We start from the raw sequence: 20696 nt of genomic DNA, 5'->3' as shown, positions 1-20696 counted from the left end.
TTTCCATATTCATTTACTCTATAAGCATGAGCAGATCATTCTGAACTGCCCGAATCGATGCGTAACCATTTCGATTAAAAGGAAAGGCAGGTTATAACTCATGAGAATCTTGTATTTGGATTTGGATTCGCTTCGCCCGGACCATCTGGGATGTTATGGCTATCATCGGAATACCTCCCCGAATATCGATTCAATCGCTAAAGAAGGTGTCACCTTTACCAACTACTATTGTTCAGATGCGCCGTGTCTACCGTCCCGTTCTGCTTTAATGTCGGGACGATTTGGCATTCATAATGGGATTGTAGGACATGGCGGGACCGCTGCTGATATGCGTAGAGAAGGGGCGAAACGCGAATTTAATGACCGGCTGGGAATGGAGAGTCTTCCCGCTATATTAAGGCAAGCAACCATGAAAACCGCGTCGATTAGCACCTTCGCCGAACGGCACTCGGCCTGGACCTTTAATGCCGGTTTTCAAGAAGTGTTCAATGTTGGTGGAAGGGGGCATGAGACGGCAGAGCAGGTACTTCCTGTGGCACTTAAATGGCTTGAGGATAATGGGGAGTCCGAAAATTGGTTTCTGCACCTGAATTTCTGGGATCCGCATACGCCTTATCGTACACCCGAGAGCTACGGTAATCCGTTCGAGAAGGAGCCTTTACCCGATTGGATCACGGAAGACGCGTTTGAGCTTCACCGGAGTAAAAAGGGGCAGCATAGTATTGAAGATATGAATGCACTCGCGAAATCGCATTATCATCAGCATTTTAGGCATCATCTGGAGATAGAGAATCGTGATGACCTGCGAGTTATCTTTGACAACTATGATGCTGGAGTTAAGTATCTGGACGAGCATCTCGGGAAAGTATTTTCTAAGCTGAGAGAACTTGGCGTGATGGAAGATACGGCTATCTTGATCTCAGCGGATCACGGAGAGAGCCTGGGCGAGCTAGGGATTTACTCCGAGCACGGCACGGCAGACGAGGCGACTTGCCACATTCCGATGATTATTCGCTGGCCAGGCGGCAAGAAGGGAATAGTGGAGGATGGGCTACATTATCACCTTGATCTCGGACCGACATTAGCAAGCCTTCTGAATTTGAAAGGGGCTCCTTCTTGGGATGGTGAAAGTTATGCTGATACCATTCTGGAGGGACAATCAGGAGGGCGTGAGTATCTCGTAATCTCACAATGCGCGCATGTGTGTCAACGCAGCATCCGATTTGAGGATTGGTTATATATACGCACCTATCATGACGGACACCATGGATTTCCGAAAGAAATGTTGTTTGATTTGAAGCATGATCCTTACGAACAACATAATCTCGCCGAAGTGCGTAAAGACATTTGTATGAAGGCTGTCTATCTGTTGAATGAATGGCATGACAACATGATGAGCTCCATGGACTGTGATATCGATCCCTTATGGACGGTACTTATGGAAGGTGGACCCTATCATGCGAAAGAGTATGCGAGCTCATCCTCAAAGGATGCTTAGCGTTGTCCCTTTGAATTAGGAAAGAAAGACAACTGAGAAGGAGGCTGCCCCTGAATGGGCAACCTCCTTTTTTATTTTCTGGCTTCTTGCTGATCAATTAAAGCCCCGGGAAGCCTCAAAACGGTTTTCGTCCCGCTACCTTCCTTACTGTACAGCAGAACGCCGCAGGGATCACCGTACTTAAGATTTAGACGGTTGTTGACGTTTAGGAGCCCGATATGATCACCGGATTCTATGTTCTTACCAGCCAGCAGCTCGGTTAGCTGTTCCAGTCTCGCAGCAACGATGCCTACACCATTATCTTCTACAGCGATTTCAAGCAGTCCCGCTTCGCTTTTCTCTACTGTGATCAGCAAGACTCCCTGACCTTGAGCCTCAAGTCCATGACCAAGCGCATTTTCGACAATAGGTTGAAGGATCATTTTAGGTACGGGAATGTGTAACCATTCCTGTGGACAGAACAGCTTGTAACTGAATTTGTCAGGGAAACGGCCTTGGTAAATCCTCACACAAGATTCTGCGATTTTCAGCTCTTCCCCAAGAGTTACCTCCTCCTTGCCTTTGATGCTGTACTTGAGCATTGTGCTTAAGGCGGTAGTCATTTCGTAGATTTCCCGATTTCCTTTTACGATCGCAACGCCTTTGATTGTATCTAAAGTATTGCTTAAGAAATGGGGATTAATTTGACTTTGCAAATACGAGTATTCGGCACGTTGCTTTTCCAGATCTGTCTGGTAAAGCTGGGTGTTTGCATCGATTAATTGGTCCGTCAAATCGTGAATCCGTGTTGTCATATCATTGAACTGTCGAGAGATGATTTCAATTTCAGCATAGCCTTTTAAATCGACCTTATTGTTCAATATTCCTAGACTTCCGCCTTTTAATTGATTCATATAGCGCATAAGCCTAGACAACGGTCTTAAGAGATTCATCATGAGTACAGAGTAGGGAATAGAGACGACCAATAAGATTAATGCTAGAAGAGCATAGCTGACCTTCTTTAATTTCTCCAGTTCTTTCATTAAATTATGGACAGGAACAGCGGTTATAATTTTTCCGGAGATCTCCGGTAAGATAAAGGACTGAATTGCATATTTCTTTCCGTTAACTGTTTCGACGATTGACTCTCCATCCCTTCCAGTTGCCCGAGTTTGAAACTGCTGGAGCATGTCCTCCGGCTCATCACTATTTGAGTAGATCAGCCCTTTATCATCCATCATAAAAAAGCTGGTTCCGACTAATCGAGGGTACTCTGAAATTTCAGTTTGAATAGCCTTCATATCCACAATAACTGCGATGTAGCCGATTTTTTCGCCATATAGGGACGTGTCACCTGAAGCAAAGATGTTCATCCCGAACAGTAATTTTCTCTTGTCGATGACCTTGTCTGGAGGACTGTATCCGCGATAATGAACGATTCCATCATCCCCAGCCGTCTTCATAAGATCGACGGCATATTTGGTTCTTCCCGCTAATGAAATACGTGTGTTAGAGCTACCAATAACAATAATATCTAAAATGTCCGTATTCATATTTCGCGCGATACTCAATAGCCCCTCTACCTTTTGGGATAGGTCGTAGCCACGAAGCTTATCATTCTCGACTAGGAACTTTTGGACGGTCGAATCGTATCCTACATTCATCATCATGGAAGAAACGTTGGCATAGTTGTTAGAAATCCGTTGCTTGAGAAGGGAGACCAGCTCCGTATTGTATTGCGTATTTTGATTAATGATGGTCTCGCTTGATAGTTGGTAGACTCGTGAAACGATGATTGGGATAATGGCAACAATAAATAAACCAAATAACAGAACCTGAGTACGGATGGATAATCTCTTAAATGTCTTCATTGCTTTGTTCCCTATATTGCGTAGGTGTCATTTTGAGATGCCGCTTAAAAATTCGTGTGAAGTAAAAATAATCCTGAAAACCGCATTTCTCACCGATTTGGTAAATGGAAAGGTCGGTCTCGACCAGCATTTTACAAGCGTATTCAATTCTTAAACGACTGATATGTTCGATGATGGTCTCGCCGACTTCTTTCTTGAATAGTTGGCATAAGTAATTTGGACTTAAGAAGAACTGATTGGCTAAATGCTGAATCGAAATTTCTTGATTGAAGTGGTTGCGGATGTACAACATGATTTCTTTGACTTTGTGGTTTGAAATTCGTGAAATATCAGTTTCGTTTCTGTTCATAAAAATATCAAGTGTCATAAGAATCAAATCATCGATCATAGCTTCAGCCGTACCGTATCGATAATAGAGCTGTTCATATCCTTCAAAAAAACGGCCGTTAACCCGAGTCCCTTCCCGAGGAAATAAGTAGAGGATCGATGTGTAGAGCAAATAGGCTTCTTTAATGGTGAACGTTCCCTCTTTGAATAATTTCTTTATCGATTCCATGGCTGCTATAAAACCGAGTCGGTCTTTATTATGAAGAATCCGGGAGATCTCTTTGAGCTTCTCGTCGATCGGTATTTCCTGTTGTGGATTCACCCGATAACATCCAGGCATCCCCGTTGCGAACATACTGAAAGCAGCATGAGAAGCGGATTCTAAAGCCGCATCCAGTTGATGTATATCCGAAATAGGAGGACCGATCCCGACCCCGCATTCTTGTACAACCTCTGTATGTTCAAGACCCCGAAGGAAGACTTCGTATTGGCACTCTTCCAATAAGTAACCATAACGTCGGCGGCTCATCGGGAAGACCAAGGAAGAGAATTGCCCGACATTTGCGGGCGAACTTAACCCTTGGATAACAATGGGGATATGAGGGCGATCTTCCGACAAGGGTATTCGCTTCTCGTCCAACCATAAGCTAATTCGTTCAAGATCTCCGGAACAAACCGCTTCATATAGTTCGAAGTCATGGACAGGGATTTCTTTAGCCACCTTCGATTCGTGTTGCTGGGCTATTCGGTTAAGCATTCCTTCAATTTCTTCGATTTCAAAAGGTTTCAGGCAGTATCCGAACGTACCATAATTCATCGCTTTTTGTGCATAAGCGAACTCTGCATGTCCGCTGAGTACGATGAAAATTGTATCAGGTGCGATGGCTTTGCCACGTTGAATGAGCTCTAGCCCATTCATTACAGGCATTTTAATATCTGTTAGAACAAGGGTGGGGCGAAGCGATTGAATTAATTGCAGGGCTTCTTGCCCGTTTTCGGCATCGTCGATCACTTCAAAGCCGTATTTCTTCCAATTCACTCCTGCTTTAATTCCCTCTACAATCCACTTCTCATCATCTGCAATAATCACTGAACGCATAAGTGAATCCCCCTTTCTATATGGAGCTCTTAGATTTATCCTAGCGATTGTGGATCAAGGGGGGTATGGACTATCTTACGCTCACTATGTCCGATATTACGTGTCACAGGAAGGTCACCCACAAAGGTGTGAAAAATCCACATGACCGGAGTTGTATCCTCTATACAAGAGAATTTACACTCCCGATATAATTTACCATATAAACCGCTTACAAGCATAAACAATCTCATACAGAAAGGTGGGGAGAAGATTGGCTGATTCTGTAACCGCTCGTACGCCTAAGCGAAGCTTAAAGACTCGTACTCCTAAGCAAAGCCTAGGAAAAACGATTTTACAGTACAAGTATTTTTACCTCATGGTTCTACCGGTGTTAATCTGGTACGCCCTCTTCAGCTATGCTCCCATGTACGGTGTAACGTTAGCATTCAAATCCTTTGATTACAGTAAGGGGATCCTGGGAAGTCCCTGGATTGGCTTAGAGAATTTTCAAACGCTGTTGACCGACCCCGATTTTCGCAGGGCATTTTGGAATACGGTCATTATCAGCTTGATGAAGCTGATCACTCATTTTCCGATGCCCATTATCCTGGCGATTGTTTTATATGAGTTTTCCAGGACAAAAATGAAGCGGTTTTTTCAGACGATCCTGACGTTTCCACATTTTATTTCGTGGGTTGTGCTGTCAGGGATTATCATCAATATTTTAAGCAAGGACGGGATTTATAACCAGATCATCATGTTGTTTGGCGGGGATCCAAATTCTCCGCTTGTAGATGAAAGTGCATTTAGACCCGTTCTGTATATCACACATGTGTGGCGAGAGATCGGTTGGGATTCAATCATTTACTTAGCGGCGCTTGCAGGGATCAATCCTGAGCTGTTTGAAGCGGCGGAAGTGGACGGAGCGAACCGGTTTCGCCGTCTGCTAAACATCGCATGGCCGGGCTTGAAGAGTACCGTCGCAGTTTTGTTAATTCTTCAAGTTGGACAATTATTGACGCAAGGTTCGAGCTTCGAGCAAATATTCAATCTGTATAGTTCACCGGTATATTCGGTTGCCGACACGATCGATACATACATTTATCGGACTTCATTCACGATTGGAGGCGACTTTGGATATATGACCGCCGTGGGTGTCGTCAAGTCCATTATCAGCCTAATCCTTTTATGGGCGGCCAATACGTTCGCTAAGAAGATGGGCGAGGAAGGACTGTATTAATTTGGCAGGAAAAGGGGAGAAGCAAGTGACCGACACAATGGTTAAAAAGAGAAAAAAATGGAGTGTCTTCGATATCGTCGCATTCGTGGTTCTGGGGCTTCTAGCACTAGTAACATTTTTTCCCTTCTATAATGTTCTTATTATCTCAGTTGCAAAGTTCGAAGCGATTAGTAAAAGCGACTTTTATATTTTTCCGCTTTCGTTTGACCTGTCGGCATACAAGCTGTTGCTTCAGGATATGAAGTTTTGGACTTCGATTTTAAATTCTGTCATCGTAACGGCGGTTGGCGTGTTGTTCAGCATGACGATCTCTGTAGCGGGAGCATACGCATTATCCAAGCGGGGCATGCCGGGAAGAAACATAATGCTTAGTTTGATCTTGTTCACTATGTTTTTCAATGGCGGTTTAATTCCCTTTTATCTAGTCGTTAAAGATCTAGGATTCGTAAACAATATACTCGTCATGATCATACCCGCCGGTCTCAATACGTTTTACCTGATCATTATGAAAAACTATTTCAACACGATTCCAGAAAGTCTGGAAGAGTCAGCTAAGCTGGATGGGGCGAATGATCTGTACATCCTTTACAAAATCATTATTCCGATCTCTGCCCCATTCATGGCGACCTTTGCTTTGTTCTATGCTGTGGAAAGATGGAATGAATGGTGGTACGCGTTGATCTTTATCAGTGACGCTTCAAAGGCCCCGCTTCAGATTTATTTACGTGAGACACTCATTACTTCGAATTCCTTGCTAAGTCAAATGGCACAGACGATGGCCGAGCAGGAGCAGACGGGGAAGGTCTACACACCTGCACTTCAAATGGCAGCAATTGTAGTTTCGAGTATTCCGATTATTGTTGTTTATCCATTCCTGCAGAAGCATTTTAATAAAGGCATTATGGTTGGTTCGATAAAAGGATAAGAAAGATTTTAAATAGATTGATTCTATCCTAAAATAGTATAAAGGGAGGTTTCAAGCATGCTTAGAAAGAAAATGATGACACTGGCATTATGCATAACTTTATTGGCTTCGGTGCTCACGGCTTGTGGTGGAGGCAATAACGACAAAGGGCAGGCGGCATCAAACGGTGAAGTATCTCCGGATTCTTCTAATTCCACGGACAACCCTTACAAGGATCCAATGACCATTTCTCTTGGTTTCTGGGACGCGGATGCTGAAATTGCTAACATCGAAAAAGACCCGATCGCCAAACAAGTATTAGAAAAATTCAACATTACATTAAAACCTGTCAATATGACCTGGGATGACTATACCCAGAAGATTCAAATGTGGGCTGCTTCCGGTCAATTGCCTGATATTTTCGCGATCGACGCTGTCGGTACGCAATATCAGCGTAAATGGGTTGAACAAGGTGTTGTCAAAGCACTTCCGGATCTTTCTAAGTATCCTAACCTTGCAAAATACTTCGAATCGCCGGACATTAAAGGTTTAGGTGTAGACGGAAAGTATTATACCGTTCCTCGCCGGATGTTCCCGAGTGTCGATTGGAGCGCGCTGGATCGTATGGTGTTCTATCGATGGGATCTTGCTCAAAAAGCTGGAATCACAAAAGAACCCGAGACCTGGGAAGAGTTTGAAGCTATGCTTGATGCAATCGTCAAGTCGGATCCGGAAGGTAAGCATATTACCGGTCTTACGACGACAACTACCAAGATGCTGGGCGGATTCTTCTGGTTGTACGGTAACCCGGTCGCCACGAGTGATGGAAGCGGCAGTGACTTTAAATGGATCAAAGAGGACGGTAAGTTTATACCTGCTGTATTTTCGAAAAATGCACTTCCGGCGTTACAAAACATGAAGAATATGTACGAAAAAGGTTTGATCGATCCAGACATCGCGCTTGTAAAGCCTGCAGAGTCTTATGACAATTTCGTAGCAGGTAAAGCAGCTGCTCTTCTAAGCGGTGGCGGCTTTATAAATTTAAATAGCGATATGTATGAAAAACGCTGGAAAACAGCTTATCCGGATAAAGATATCATGGAGAGCGTAAAGGCACTCAAGCCACTTATTGGACCTGATGGTGAACGCTCACATGCTATTTTTAAAACGTACTGGTCGGAAAGTTATTTCAGCAATAAGGTTGACGATAAAAAGATGGATCGCATCATGGCACTCTATGATTATGTGTTGTCTCCTGAAGGTAAGGACCTGTTGACTTATGGCATTGAAGGTGTCGATTACAAGATCGAAAATGGGCAGAAGGTTGTCATTGAAAAGGGTTCATTAAATGAGAAGTATCCTGCTAGCAGATTTCTAAAAAATTTGGTGGCTTATGAAACTTCAGATAGCTATAACATGGATAACCCGACGATCGCTAACGAAGGGATCCGCAAAGAAGCTGTCGATTATATCGATTGGATTCAGAACAATACGAAGGTTCCAGAATACGACATTCGGTTAACGTATTTGTCCACCCCAACAAAGGATAAATTTACTGTGCTGGACCATGATGATCTGCTTAAGATCATGCTTTCCAAAGAACCCGTTGAGAGTTACTGGAATAACATTGTGAACGATTATAAGGCTAAAGGTCTTGATAAAATGATAGAAGAAGTAAATGCGAAGGCCAAAGAACAAGGTATTGAATAATTGATGGATAGAGAAGATCCGGGCTGAAGCAGCCCGGATCTTCCGTTTAATGATTTGAAGAAGAACCAAGAATGTGCGGCGCTACTGATCGCATACTTATAATAAGATTAGGAGGGGAAAGTCTATGATACATAGCATTCACTTGACAGGGTTAACCGAGAAACAGTTAGCAGCTGTTTCAGAAGTAGCGGGAATATTGAGTATCCGAATAGAACGGTCAGGGATTCCAGTAAATTGTAAGAAACAAGGGAAGGGCATTCGAATATCTTACGATGAGATTCAGGCCACTATTGAGTATGAACAGGAACATCAGTTGATCCGGGCACTCAGCCGATTGCTAGAGAATTTACGTCGTGGTGAGAGAGTTGGAATTAATGAAATGTCGGTTTATGAACAGCTAGGTTTCATGGTAGACTGCTCAAGAAATGCTGTTCTTAACCATGAAGGATATAAGGAATTGATTCGGCGCTTAGCGCTTATGGGATATTCAACGGTTCAACTGTATACGGAAGACACCTACGAACTTGAGGGGTATCCTTATTTCGGTTATTTAAGAGGTCGATATACAGGGGAGCAAATTCGGGAGATGGACCAGTATGCCGCGTTATTTGGTATAGAATTAGTTCCTTGTATCCAGACGCTGGCTCATCTGGGCCAAGCATTGAAATGGCAAGCACATGCACCGCTAGTGGATTTCCAAGACATTCTCCTCATTGATGATCCGAGAACTTACGAGTTAATTGATCGAATGTTCGCTTTCATGGCGACCCATGTAAGCAGTCGTCGCATAAATATTGGGATGGACGAAGCGCATATGATGGGACTTGGTAAATATCTAGACAAGCATGGGTATCAAGATCGATCCTCCTTGATGTTAAAACACTTTAGTACTGTTATGGAAATCGCAAGGAAATATGGTTTCCGTACGATGATGTGGAGCGACATGTTTTTCCGTCTGGTCAGTTCCGGAGAATATTACGATGCTGAAAGTCCAATCAGCCCCGATATTGTTAAGCTGATTCCTGAAGATGTTACCTTGATCTATTGGGATTACTATTCGGAAACGCAGGAGAAATACGACGGAATGTTACGCAAACATAAGCAGCTGAATGATCATATTGGATTTGCAGGTGGTGCTTGGAAATGGATGGGCTTCGCTCCAAACAATGAATTCAGCTGCAAAGTCAGTCTGCTGGCTCATGATAGCTGTGTTAAGCATGGAATTCAAGAAGTGCTGATTACCGCATGGGGAGATAATGGTGCTGAAGCTTCCGTCTTCTCGGTTCTTCCTACCCTTCAACTTTGGGCGGAGCTGTGCTACACGGGATGTTTCGTGGAGAATCATGTCAAAGAAAGATTCAGTAGCTGCGTGCAAGGCCATTATGATGACTTTATGGCACTCGATGCGGCTAACCTGGTTCCAGGTAATTCGGTTCCGGGGGGGTGTTCCATCAATCCGGCTAAATACTTGCTTTATCAAGACATTTTGTGTGGTTTGTTCGATCGACATGTTATTCCTAGCGTGTATTCGAAGCATTATCAGCAAAGTGCGAAAATGCTCGAACAGGCGATTACTCGGAATTCGCCTTGGCAATCCTTATTCTCTGTACAAGCCAGCTTGTGTCGCTTGCTTGCGATAAAGAGCGAAATTGGGATTTCCATACGTGATGCTTATCATCGAGGGAATGTTGAGGAATTGGCTCATCTTGCCAAGGTGACTTTGCCAGAACTATCAGATTTAGCCGTTCGATTTATGGATGACTATCGGGTGCAATGGGAGCTGGAAAATAAGGTGTTTGGTCTTGATGTTTTTGATCTTCGTATGGGAGGTATGCTTCAGAGGATTAGGACGGCTATTCATCGAATCAATAGTTATGTCGAAGGGAAAGTGGAACAGATAGCTGAATTAGAAGAGGAGCTACTTACGTTCGACGGTCTCGTTGACGATGACGGCCCAAGGGCGATAAGTGCGAATTTGTGGCACACGATCGCAACACCGTCCGTCATCGCAGGAGTATAAGAAGGGAGTGAGGTTATGATTGACACTAATCTGGACCATCAAAATGGCTCAAAGCGGCCCAACCTTATGCTTATCACAGTGGATCAGATGCGTTTTGATTGCCTGAGCATCATGGGACATCCCGTCGTTGAGACACCCAACCTGGATTCTCTTGCATCAAGAGGGATATTATTTGAACACGCTTACTCAGCTACCCCGAGTTGTATTCCCGCAAGGGCTGCTATCATGACAGGAATGGGCCAACGATCACATGGGCGGGTGGGGTATCAGGATAAGGTTGAATGGAATTACGCCCATACGATTGCCGGAGAGCTTGCTCAATCTGGTTATCATACGCAGTGTGTTGGCAAGATGCATGTGTATCCTGCACGTAATCTATGTGGATTTCATAATGTAGTGCTTCATGATGGATATCTTCACTACAATCGGGACAAGAGCCAAGCCATATATGATGAACACTATGATCAAGTAGATGATTATTTACAGTGGCTGCGAAGACAAACCAATGCCAATTCGGATATCACTGACTTAGGACTTGATTGCAATGCCTCAACGGTTGCCCGCCCCTGGCATTTGCCGGAATCGATGCATCCAACGAATTGGTGCGTAACCGAATCGCTAGACTTCTTACGAAGAAGAGACCCTGGAAAACCATTTTTCCTATGGTCCTCCTTCGTTCGCCCACATTCCCCCTTGGATCCGCCGCAATGTTATCTAGATATGTACATGGATTTGGAAATTCCTGATCCTCCAGTCGGAGATTGGGTGGACGAGAATGCAGCTTTAAACAGCGCTAAGGATCCAACATCTTCGTTCACTCATTTGCCAAAGCGCAGATTGGATCGTGCCCGTGCCGCATATTATGCACTAATAACGCATCTTGACGACCAAATTGGGAGGTTGATCAATGGGCTGCAGGAATATGGAGTTTTAAATGAAACTTTGATTCTATTTACTTCTGATCATGGTGAAATGATGGGGGATCATCGTTACTTTCGCAAATCTCTTCCTTATGAAGGAAGTGCTAAGATTCCTTTCATAGTGTTTGATCCGGGAGAAACGCTTGGACTTCTTGCAGGCTCCCGGCTTGATTCCATTATAGAGCTTCGCGATATTATGCCGACGTTTCTTGAAGCTGCTGGCGTCCAAATACCAGTTACAGTAGAAGGGCAAAGTGTGTTGCCGCTGTGTAAGGGAGAACAGATAGTGTGGCGGTCTTATATTCATGGGGAGCAAGCCTATGGAGAAAAGTCTCACCACTTTTTAACGGATGGAAGAGAGAAATTCATATGGTATTCTCAGACAGGCGAAGAGCAGTACTTTAACCTAGTGACCGATCCCTTAGAGAAGGTTAATGCAATCGGATGTACCGATAATTTAGAGCGTATACGTGAATGGAGAGAGCGTCTTATTCACGAGCTGGAGGGACGAGAGGAAGGGTTTGTAAACAACGGCGAATTGATTGCCGGACGTCCAATTTCTCATATTCTAAAGGCATCCGAATTGGGGAAATGATCTTAACGAAGGACAACCTGAACATTCAGGTTGTCCTTCGTCTGTTACGGAAAGATTAAGGAGTTTAGCATGTGTTTTGATTTACCAGCTACTCCGGCGCTGAGGCAATGGGTCCTGATCTTGAATCATTCGATGGACGAGCAATTCTACCATCGAACTGCGAATTTCACTATAATCGGGATCTTCAAAACGATTGTAGTTTTCATGAGGATCCTCTTTCAGATCATATAATTCACCGTAGGTCTCTCCTGCAAAGATAACTAGCTTATAACGTGTAATTCGCAAACACTTAGCGTTTATGCCTCGATCATGAGCAATATAAGCGGTTAGGGCAGAATTACGTACATGGGACTCCCTGCCAGCTAGCACTTCCATCTGTGACACGCCTTGAATTCCGTAGGGGAATTTGAGACCTGCGGCTTCAAGCAGTGTGGGGACAATATCAACATGTTCCATCAAAGCAGAGACCCGTTGCCCGGAAGCAATCCCAGGACCACGTACGATCATCGGGATCCGTGTTAACCCTTCATAAAACCACGGTCCCTTGTAAATTAGTCCATGGTCACCGAGCAGTTCTCCATGATCGCTGGTAAAGAGGATGACAACATCATCGTACATTTCTTTTTGACGCCAAGCTTTTATAATTCGTCCGATCTGCTCATCAATGAAGGTAATCATCGCATAATAATTTCGAGTGAGTCGTTTCATATGCGCTTCATCAAGAGAATGCTCCTCACCGCCACCAGGCCAATATCCTCCCTGACTCTGACGCAGCAAATGTGGAGGACGAAGATGAACGTCGTCAGCTTTTCTGGTTGGAGACGGAATGTCAATGTCCGCGTACATATCCGTATAAACTTCTGGAGGGTCAAAAGGATGATGCGGATCAACGAAACTGGACCATAAGAATAACGGTTGCTCGGTTTTGTGGGCGAGGATAGCATCGATACTCCGTTCAGCAATCCAGTAAGTCTGATGCAGCTCCGGAGGAATTTCGCTCTCCCACACATCGTGTTGAGCATCGGAGGCTCTGAAACGGTCTTTACTGAATCGTTCTGCTACTTCCGGGTTGCGTTCCCTAAGCCACTCCATATATTCCCCGATACAATTGTCTTCAGTAATATGATGCTCATCAAATCCGTAGTACGTTCCATCGGAAGCTCTTCCGCGATCTCGATAATCAGGATCTTCATATTCTTGTGAAAAGTCCCCCTTCATTTGTGGACGGAAGTGCATCTTTCCTATACCGATGGTTTTATAATTCGCTGTCTTTAAATGATCGCACAAGGTAAGTTCGTCTTCTCTAAGCGCAGTACCGATGTTCCAAGCACCATGGACATGAGGGTACCTTCCAGTAAAAATGGAGGAACGTGAGGGCGTGCAAACGGGACTAGCGCAGTAAGCTCCAGTGAAGAGCGTGCCTTCTGAAGCAAGCTTGTCAAGCTCAGGTGTCAGTACGGAAGCGTTCTCGATACCTAGTGCATCCGCACGCATTTGATCTGTGGTAATTAACCAAATATGAGTTCTTTTTGACATCCGTAAAACCTCCTATGAATATAGTTTATAGCATCACAAAAGCCTCTAGCAACCAATGAATTCTCCATATATTTCATTAGAATTGTCCATATGGGTTGATATTTTTATTACCTATAATTGAATAGTCTATCTCAATGTTGGAGGAGAAATTATATGCGGAAGTTATCCATATCAGGGGATCATTTTATATTAGACGAACAACCCATCCGGTTGCTTTCTGGTGCGCTTCATTACTTCCGGATCGTTCCGGAATATTGGCAGGATCGTTTGCTGAAGCTGCAGGCTTGCGGATTAAATACTGTTGAAACCTATATTCCTTGGAATTTACACGAACCAGAGGAGGGGAACTTCAATTTTGATGGATTTGCTGACATCGAGGCTTTCGTTAGACTTGCTGGAGAGCTTGGTTTGCACGTGATTTTGCGGCCAAGTCCTTATATTTGTGCGGAATGGGAATTCGGTGGATTGCCAGCTTGGTTACTTGCGGACGATAACATCCAGCTGCGTTGTAATGATAACGTCTATTTATCTAAGTTGGATGCCTATTTCGATGAGTTGCTTCCACGTCTGCGGCCTTTGTTAAGCACTAACGGTGGGCCTGTGCTTGCCCTTCAGGTAGAGAACGAATATGGAAGCTTTGGGAGTGATAAGACTTACCTGCATGATCTAAAAGCAGGAATGATCGCCCGCGGCATGGACGTTCTGCTGTTTACTTCAGATGGAGCTGAAGATCATATGCTTCAAGGCGGTATGATCGACGGAGTGTTCGCCACCGTAAATTTCGGTTCACGGGCAAAGGAAGCCTTTGCTAAATTACGTGAATATCAGCCTACGGGGCCGTTGATGTGCATGGAATTCTGGAATGGATGGTTTGACCACTGGATGAAACCGCATAATGCCCGCCCCGAATCCGAAGTAGCGGAGACTTTGGATGAAATGCTGGCTCTAGGAGCCTCTGTTAACTTCTACATGTTTCATGGGGGGACGAATTTTGGATTTATGAATGGGGCAAATCTTTTTGACAAATATGAGCCCATCGTAACCAGCTACGATTATGATACACTGCTGGACGAATCGGGTAAGCCAACTGCAAAATTTTATGAAGCTCGAAAAATTATTGAGAAATACGTAACGTTGCCGCCACTGGAATTACCGCCGTTAATAAAGTCACAAGCCTATGGTAAAGTGTTGATGACAGAAGCAGCACCACTGTTCACTCAGTTAGACGTTTTGTCTCGTCCAGAACGTAGAGCATGTCCCGAGCCAATGGAGAAACTGGGTCAAGATTATGGATTTATCTTGTATTCAACGAAGATCAGTGGACCCCGCAGCAGTACGGAGCTCGTTCTTCAAGAAGTTCGCGATCGTGCGCTTGTATTCGCGAATGGGGCCTTTGTCGGTACAGTTGAACGCTGGGATCCGCGAGGAATTTCATTAGAGATCCCGATTGAGGGACTGCAAATCGACATTCTTGTGGAGAACATGGGACGCGTAAATTATGGCCCTCTGCTTCGTGATCCGAAGGGCATAACCTGTGGCGTTAGACTCGGCTATCAATTTTTGCATGATTGGACCATTCGTTCCTTGCCATTAACAGATCTTAAAGGATTATCATTCACATCGATAGATTGCGAAGAACGTCAGCGGCCCACTTTCTACCGGGGGAGCTTTCAAGTCAGTAAGCCTGAGGATACTTTTTTGCGGCTGGACGGATGGAGTAAAGGTCAAGTTTTTATAAACGGCTTTAATCTAGGTCGTTACTGGGAGGAGGGTCCGACAAAAACGCTTTACATACCGGCACCGCTTTTGCGTCAAGGCGGGAACGAACTAATCTTGTTTGAATTACATGGCGTAATGGAGCCAGTGGTTACTTTTGTAGATACACCAGAGCTCACATGATATTTAAATATTTAATGGGTGAGTAAGTATCATGATTCTATAGTATGGGTCTGATGATTTTTAATATATAATCAAAACAGCCCAACAATTTATAGGAACTGAAAATGCACGATTAGGGTGGTTTAGAGGAGGATTTTAAATGAGTTATGATTTGATGGCGTTCGAGACGTCTAAAGCACCGCAAGAGAGAGCAGCGTTTATGAAGTGGTATGAGCAGCAAGTGCAGTGGTCGGAAGACCATGCCTATAATGATCCATCAGTTTTATCGGAGGCGCTGCAACGCTTTTATAGTGAGTTGTCCGAGCAATTTCCTAATATGAATGTAGAGGATGAGATTTTTGAGGCGATGGAGGAAGCCGGAACGGATAACCGGTTGACTGACTACTCGCTTGGCACATCCGTCATCTATGCGGCGTTCGCGTATTCCGTAGCTGACGAAGCTTACTCGGCGATGCGGGAGTTGGCGATAAAACACAAAGTAGGATTTTTTGATGTAAGCAGCAACGAAGGCGATATTATTTTTCCTTGAAGCAAAATGATTTAGAGTGTAGACAGCTGGTTGCTCTCCTAGTTGTTAATGAAGTAGTGGCAACCAGCATGTTTTCTATCTTCATTACTCTACTACAGACGGAATAATACAATCCTTAATCAGAGGCCACCGGTCACGAGGCTGAAGTGTGAATTCTGAGGCGATAGCTACGACAAGTTTTTTTTCTGGAATGCAGCAAATGACATTACCACCATCCCCTAACGCTGAGTAGGTGTAAATCCCATCTTCTTCGCGTAGCCACCACAAATAACCGTAATGATTAGGGTTCATCGCTGTTGATTCTTCAATCCATGTCTCCGAAATAATCTGATTATTCTCCCATTTTCCACGGTTCAAATATAATAAACCAAAACGCGCCATATCACGTGGAGACAACGTAAGTCCCCATCCTCCTGTGGTGATACGATTGGGGTCTTCCACCCATCCCTTCACATTTACCCCAAATAAATCATCAAACCCAAATGATTTCATCTCATAATCCGGGATTTCCGTCACGCCGATAGGTCTGAATAATCGCTCGTTAGCGAACTCACGGGCACTTTGTCCTGTGGAACGAGTGATGACAGCTGACAGTAAGTGCGCCCCTGCGGTGGAATATTTAAAATCACCAACATTCCCTTGGTGGCCAAGGATATCAAGTGTGTATTTGACCCAGTCGGACGATTTACAGAGTTGCTCCAGTGGCTCGTGCCAGTCTTCAAAAGCATAGGGAGCTGTCATGGTGAGTAAATGGCGTATAGTGATTTCTCGTTTTTGTAGATTGGCAGCAGCATCGTCGGGAACATAGTAGGGGAAAAAATCCAGCACCTCCTGATCAACATGCTTGATAAAGCCGGCTTCAATGGCAATACCTATGAGGGCGGATAAGATGCTTTTCGTTACAGAAGCCACATGATGCAGATCATCCAGGCCATAGTCATTGAAGTATTGTTCATAGGCAATATATCCATTTCTCACCACTACAATTCCGTTTATATTACTATAGTCGGTTTTAATCTTAGCTTCTAGTTGTGAAAGTTGTTCAGCATCCATTCCTAAGGTAGCCGGATCTGAAGTTTGCCAGTCTTTTGTAGGCCAGTAGTTTCTGTGCATATCGATAACTCCTTTAATCAAATTTTTGTGTGAATATGAGTGTGGCTACGCTCTTTTTTTAACTGGAAAATACACCTCAGTAACAAGATCCTCAGGATCAGAAGTTTGCGTGGGGTCTGTTATATATTTTTCATAGGGTGAGTTCGCCATTTCATAACCTTCATTTTCTATCCATTCTGTGAGCTTCGCATAAACCGATGTTAATTCTGAATAAGGGCCCTTATAAACAGACTTCGCACACAGCCCTTCACGTAATTCCCTCGTTCCATTTACGATTTCCTCAATAGGTAGGGCAAACTCTGTATCATTCCCGGCAGGATTATATTCCTCACTGTGATAAATTGTTATTGGCGTGCCCAGCAAGGTCAGCTTTTCAGTGGCAATAGTTTCATACAGTTTGCTAAAATACTTACCATATCCAAGCGCATAATCATCACTGCTCAACATTTGACGTGTATATAGGATATACATTGGTTTGGTTTCAACAAGTTGCACTTCTATCTTATTTAGGTAGGACATCATCGATAAGCCTTTTTCTAAATTTAGAACATCACGATTAATTTGCTTTAATGTATATTCGTAAGTTCGTAGTTTCTCTTGTAGTTTTCTTTTTTTGAGATTTAGGGATGCACTAAGCTTCTCTTCAAAATGATCCTGCTCCCATTCCAGAATATCTTTGATTTCTTCAAGTGAGAAATGATAAGATTTCAAACGATTGATAAAGAGCATTTTTGTTAGTTGTTTGATGGAATAATACCTATAACCGTTCTCGGGATTAATCTCATCGGGATGAATTAATCCAATTTCATCATAATACCGCAGCGTTTTAGTGGACACTTCGCATATCTTCGAGAATTCTCCTATGGACAGCAACAATCACATCTCCATTTCTTCGATATTTAATGATATATAAACTTTGAATTTCGATGGTTTGTTCAATTCCACTATGCACCTTCCCCTAAGGGTAAAGTCAATAGCCAGACTTCTTATCTGGAAATAGGTTTACGGTTGTGTCTTTACAAATCGGCTTAGATCATCTAAATATTGATCTTCCACCAATTGTCGTGGAAAGAAAACAGCGGTTAAATAAGTCCTTAAGGGGGATGCGGCATTCTTCTTTGACAGCATAGAGTGGTCAGCGTTGGGAAAATAAGAGACTGAGAGCAAGCTGGCAGGTATTTTTTCACGATAAATACGTTCGGTTTCCTCAATATCTACATTGATATCTTGACCGCCGAGTACTAAATGGACAGGAGCATTGAAGTAACTAAGGTCTTCTGTGGCATCAGACTGATAGTTTTTGGCGATAAATCCCCAGCGTTCCTTAGAAATCAAGTTCTCGGAATGTGCAATACGCAAGTAATCCTCGTAAGATGCTCGTTCGTTAAGTAATTGTAATACTTGAGCATTATAATGTTCTTTCGCTTGGATCTCATTTTCCGAGAAGCCTTCTTGTTTCATTTCTAATCTTGTATTGTATTTACCTTGAGAAATCCAGTTCACCGCAGGCGATACAAGAATACTGAACGCGAGATCAGGAACTTCTTTTACAATCTTGGGAATCACCCAACCGGCCTGACTTGCTCCCCACAAGCCAATAGACTTCTTATCAATCATTGGTAAGTTCTTCGCCCAGTTAATCGCAGATATCGTTTCCTGAGCACGATCTTCCATGCTTTGCTCCAACCAGTTACCAGAGGAACCACCAATACCAGGCTTGTTAAGAGACAAAGAAGCATATCCGGCAGATGCGAATTTCTCCCATAAAGGTTTATATCCGTCATCGTATGTGTCATTTATGGGACCATCACCATGAACAAAAACTATTAGCCCTACGTTTCCAGAATAGTGCTGGGGTAGAATTAAAGTTCCTGTTAGTTTACCCTGAGGGGTTTCGATTTCTATCTTTTGCTCATTCATTGCATATGAATGCTGATTTAATACGAATAAGACTGAAGCTGCCATTAAGCCAATGATCAAGCATGCGGTTAATTTAATATTTTTTTTCATTTATTGAGCTCCTAGGATGTAGTGGTAAACGCCTCGTCATGTAATGCCAATTAGCCTCTTTAAAAAGAAGGTGTCTAATCCCGCTATAGTTTGATTGATCGATAGCAAAGTCCATCTGTTGGTACATATGAATAGCTCGTTTATTATTTTTAGCAACATGTAGCGTTAATTTGTCCACTTCGGAGTGACTGTTTACAAAATCTATTGCCCAACTAAGCAACTGCTTACCGATTCCTTTATTACGGTGGCTAGATCGAACGGCCAAATGATCGACATAACATTCTTTTGCGCGAGGCTGATAATTCAAAAAATGTAATCCAACCATTAACTTACATACATTTAGATATCCAAATTGCTTAAATAATTGTGAAAAGGAACTATGGTGAGGTGATATAAATTTACTTCTGTCTGAGGCTCGGCTGTCCTTCCACTTAATGCTGAGCGTACCGACAACCTCTCCATTTTCTTTAGCTACGATTTGTTGTGATGATGCGGACGGTTGATCATGCTCCCAGAGCCCAAAAAGTAGTTCAGCAATATCATCGTCCTCTAGTGAGATGAGGGAGTGGAACTTACCGTGGAACGCATCCACTAAAAGATTGCACACTGCTCTATGATCTTGTTCTTGGTAGTGAGCGATTGTTATCTTGTTCGGACTTATCATGCTACACCGTCAGGGTCATGCTTGATATTAATTTGGATTTCATAATGAAGCTTGTCATTGTTGAATAGGGATAGATATGATTTTTCCAAAAGGATCAATGGTCCCTGAATTGTATAGTGATGTTGTGTTATATAGTGTTCCAGTTGAGCAATCTCAAGTTCAATATCATGATCATCCGTCACGAAAAATGCTTTATATAAGTAGCTGCCTTTTTCTAGGATGATGTCCGGTAAGTGAGTGCTTTCAAAACATAAGGTTACTTGTTCAGTACCGTATAAATAATGCAGATCTGTTTCAAATAAATGAGTTGGTTGCGGCTTTTTTTCATACAGACTTCGAGCGGTGAGTGACTCATCTTGCTCTATTTCCATCCATTTTTTTAAATGACGAGTATCCAATTGTTTAATGTGATATTTGTCTTCTAGAATGTCGGAGTGCTCGTATTCCTTAAGTACCTTTTGTAAAAACTGCTGCAACAACATTAGCTGGTTTATTTCAGAGTTTATTTTACTTAGAGACTGCTCCAAAAGTTGATGGTTGTCATTTTTGGTGAAGTTATTCATGCTTTTGTTAATCGTACTGACAGGCACGTTCAATTTGCGGAGTAATAGGATCTGGGCCAACTGATAAATCTCATTAATTCCGTACATCCGGTATTGATTGCTATCGGTATAGGCTGGAAATAAAATCTCTTTCTCTTCAAAATATCGGATTTGATGTACGGATACATTCATAAGTTTTGAAAGTTCACCAATCGTAATGTAATGATTCAATGGAGGTGCTCCTAACTATATTGGTATTTG

Annotated in this window: 16 protein-coding genes; 8 read left to right on the top strand and 8 right to left on the bottom strand. The window is 43.2% G+C overall.

Annotation, left to right across the window (positions count from 1 at the left end; genetic code table 11):
- Positions 1 to 100 precede the first annotated feature (100 nt).
- Positions 101 to 1498, top strand: coding sequence for a sulfatase (locus tag NYE25_RS07815; RefSeq protein WP_341145614.1), 1398 nt, complete (start codon positions 101 to 103; stop codon positions 1496 to 1498).
- A gap of 71 nt (positions 1499 to 1569) precedes the next feature.
- Here NYE25_RS07815 and NYE25_RS07810 read toward each other — a convergent pair whose 3' ends face one another.
- Both NYE25_RS07810 and NYE25_RS07805 read right to left on the bottom strand, forming a co-directional pair.
- On the bottom strand, positions 1570 to 3348 hold the full coding sequence (locus tag NYE25_RS07810; protein ID WP_076298786.1) for a cache domain-containing sensor histidine kinase: 1779 nt from the start codon (positions 3346 to 3348) through the stop codon (positions 1570 to 1572).
- A complete protein-coding gene (locus NYE25_RS07805) occupies positions 3335 to 4774 on the bottom strand; it encodes a response regulator (RefSeq protein ID WP_341145613.1) in 1440 nt (479 codons plus the stop codon). The genes NYE25_RS07810 and NYE25_RS07805 overlap by 14 nt, the downstream gene beginning before the upstream one ends.
- A gap of 250 nt (positions 4775 to 5024) precedes the next feature.
- Here NYE25_RS07805 and NYE25_RS07800 point away from each other — a divergent pair, with 250 nt between their 5' ends.
- The 5 genes from NYE25_RS07800 (at position 5025) to NYE25_RS07780 (ending at position 12142) form a co-directional block, all read left to right on the top strand.
- Positions 5025 to 5993 (top strand): ABC transporter permease, encoded by a 969-nt coding sequence (locus NYE25_RS07800; RefSeq protein WP_341128518.1) that lies wholly within the window; start codon positions 5025 to 5027, stop codon positions 5991 to 5993.
- A 25-nt stretch (positions 5994 to 6018) separates the two neighbouring features.
- Entirely contained in the window at positions 6019 to 6918 is a 900-nt protein-coding gene (locus NYE25_RS07795) for a carbohydrate ABC transporter permease (RefSeq protein WP_341145612.1), read from the top strand.
- A gap of 57 nt (positions 6919 to 6975) precedes the next feature.
- Entirely contained in the window at positions 6976 to 8607 is a 1632-nt protein-coding gene (locus NYE25_RS07790) for an extracellular solute-binding protein (RefSeq protein WP_076298789.1), read from the top strand.
- Positions 8608 to 8731: 124 nt separating this feature from the next.
- Positions 8732 to 10627, top strand: a complete 1896-nt coding sequence (locus NYE25_RS07785) for a family 20 glycosylhydrolase (protein ID WP_076298790.1) — start codon at positions 8732 to 8734, stop codon at positions 10625 to 10627.
- A 15-nt stretch (positions 10628 to 10642) separates the two neighbouring features.
- On the top strand, positions 10643 to 12142 hold the full coding sequence (locus NYE25_RS07780) for an arylsulfatase (RefSeq protein ID WP_076298791.1): 1500 nt from the start codon (positions 10643 to 10645) through the stop codon (positions 12140 to 12142).
- 81 nt (positions 12143 to 12223) lie between these two features.
- Here NYE25_RS07780 and NYE25_RS07775 read toward each other — a convergent pair whose 3' ends face one another.
- Positions 12224 to 13678 carry a sulfatase family protein gene (locus NYE25_RS07775; protein WP_341145611.1) on the bottom strand — a complete coding sequence of 485 codons (1455 nt, stop codon included), beginning with the start codon at positions 13676 to 13678 and terminating at the stop codon, positions 12224 to 12226.
- Positions 13679 to 13831: 153 nt separating this feature from the next.
- On the opposite strand from NYE25_RS07775, the gene NYE25_RS07770 reads away from it, so the two are divergent.
- A complete protein-coding gene (locus NYE25_RS07770) occupies positions 13832 to 15577 on the top strand; it encodes a glycoside hydrolase family 35 protein (protein ID WP_341145610.1) in 1746 nt (581 codons plus the stop codon).
- Between the two features lie 139 nt (positions 15578 to 15716).
- Positions 15717 to 16106 (top strand): hypothetical protein, encoded by a 390-nt coding sequence (locus NYE25_RS07765; protein WP_341145609.1) that lies wholly within the window; start codon positions 15717 to 15719, stop codon positions 16104 to 16106.
- An 84-nt stretch (positions 16107 to 16190) separates the two neighbouring features.
- On the opposite strand, the gene NYE25_RS07760 is transcribed toward NYE25_RS07765, so the two are convergent.
- The 5 genes from NYE25_RS07760 to NYE25_RS07740 all read right to left on the bottom strand — a co-directional run bounded on the left by NYE25_RS07760 (position 16191) and on the right by NYE25_RS07740 (position 20666).
- Entirely contained in the window at positions 16191 to 17219 is a 1029-nt protein-coding gene (locus NYE25_RS07760; RefSeq protein ID WP_341145608.1) for a serine hydrolase domain-containing protein, read from the bottom strand.
- 45 nt (positions 17220 to 17264) lie between these two features.
- On the bottom strand, positions 17265 to 18092 hold the full coding sequence (locus NYE25_RS07755; RefSeq protein ID WP_341145607.1) for a MerR family transcriptional regulator: 828 nt from the start codon (positions 18090 to 18092) through the stop codon (positions 17265 to 17267).
- A 129-nt stretch (positions 18093 to 18221) separates the two neighbouring features.
- Positions 18222 to 19229: an alpha/beta hydrolase family protein gene (locus NYE25_RS07750; RefSeq protein WP_341145606.1), complete on the bottom strand. Its 1008-nt coding sequence runs from the start codon at positions 19227 to 19229 to the stop codon at positions 18222 to 18224.
- The gene (locus NYE25_RS07745; RefSeq protein WP_341145605.1) at positions 19213 to 19893 is read right to left on the bottom strand and encodes a GNAT family N-acetyltransferase; all 681 of its coding nucleotides are present in this window, start codon (positions 19891 to 19893) and stop codon (positions 19213 to 19215) included. The genes NYE25_RS07750 and NYE25_RS07745 overlap by 17 nt, the downstream gene beginning before the upstream one ends.
- On the bottom strand, positions 19890 to 20666 hold the full coding sequence (locus NYE25_RS07740; protein WP_341145604.1) for a MerR family transcriptional regulator: 777 nt from the start codon (positions 20664 to 20666) through the stop codon (positions 19890 to 19892). The genes NYE25_RS07745 and NYE25_RS07740 overlap by 4 nt, the downstream gene beginning before the upstream one ends.
- Positions 20667 to 20696 lie beyond the last annotated feature (30 nt).

This window comes from Paenibacillus sp. FSL E2-8871, from assembly GCF_038000345.1.
GTDB lineage: Bacteria > Bacillota > Bacilli > Paenibacillales > Paenibacillaceae > Paenibacillus_AQ.
Note: the sequence above shows the minus strand (reverse complement) of the source record. Positions and strands in the feature narration are given on the sequence as shown.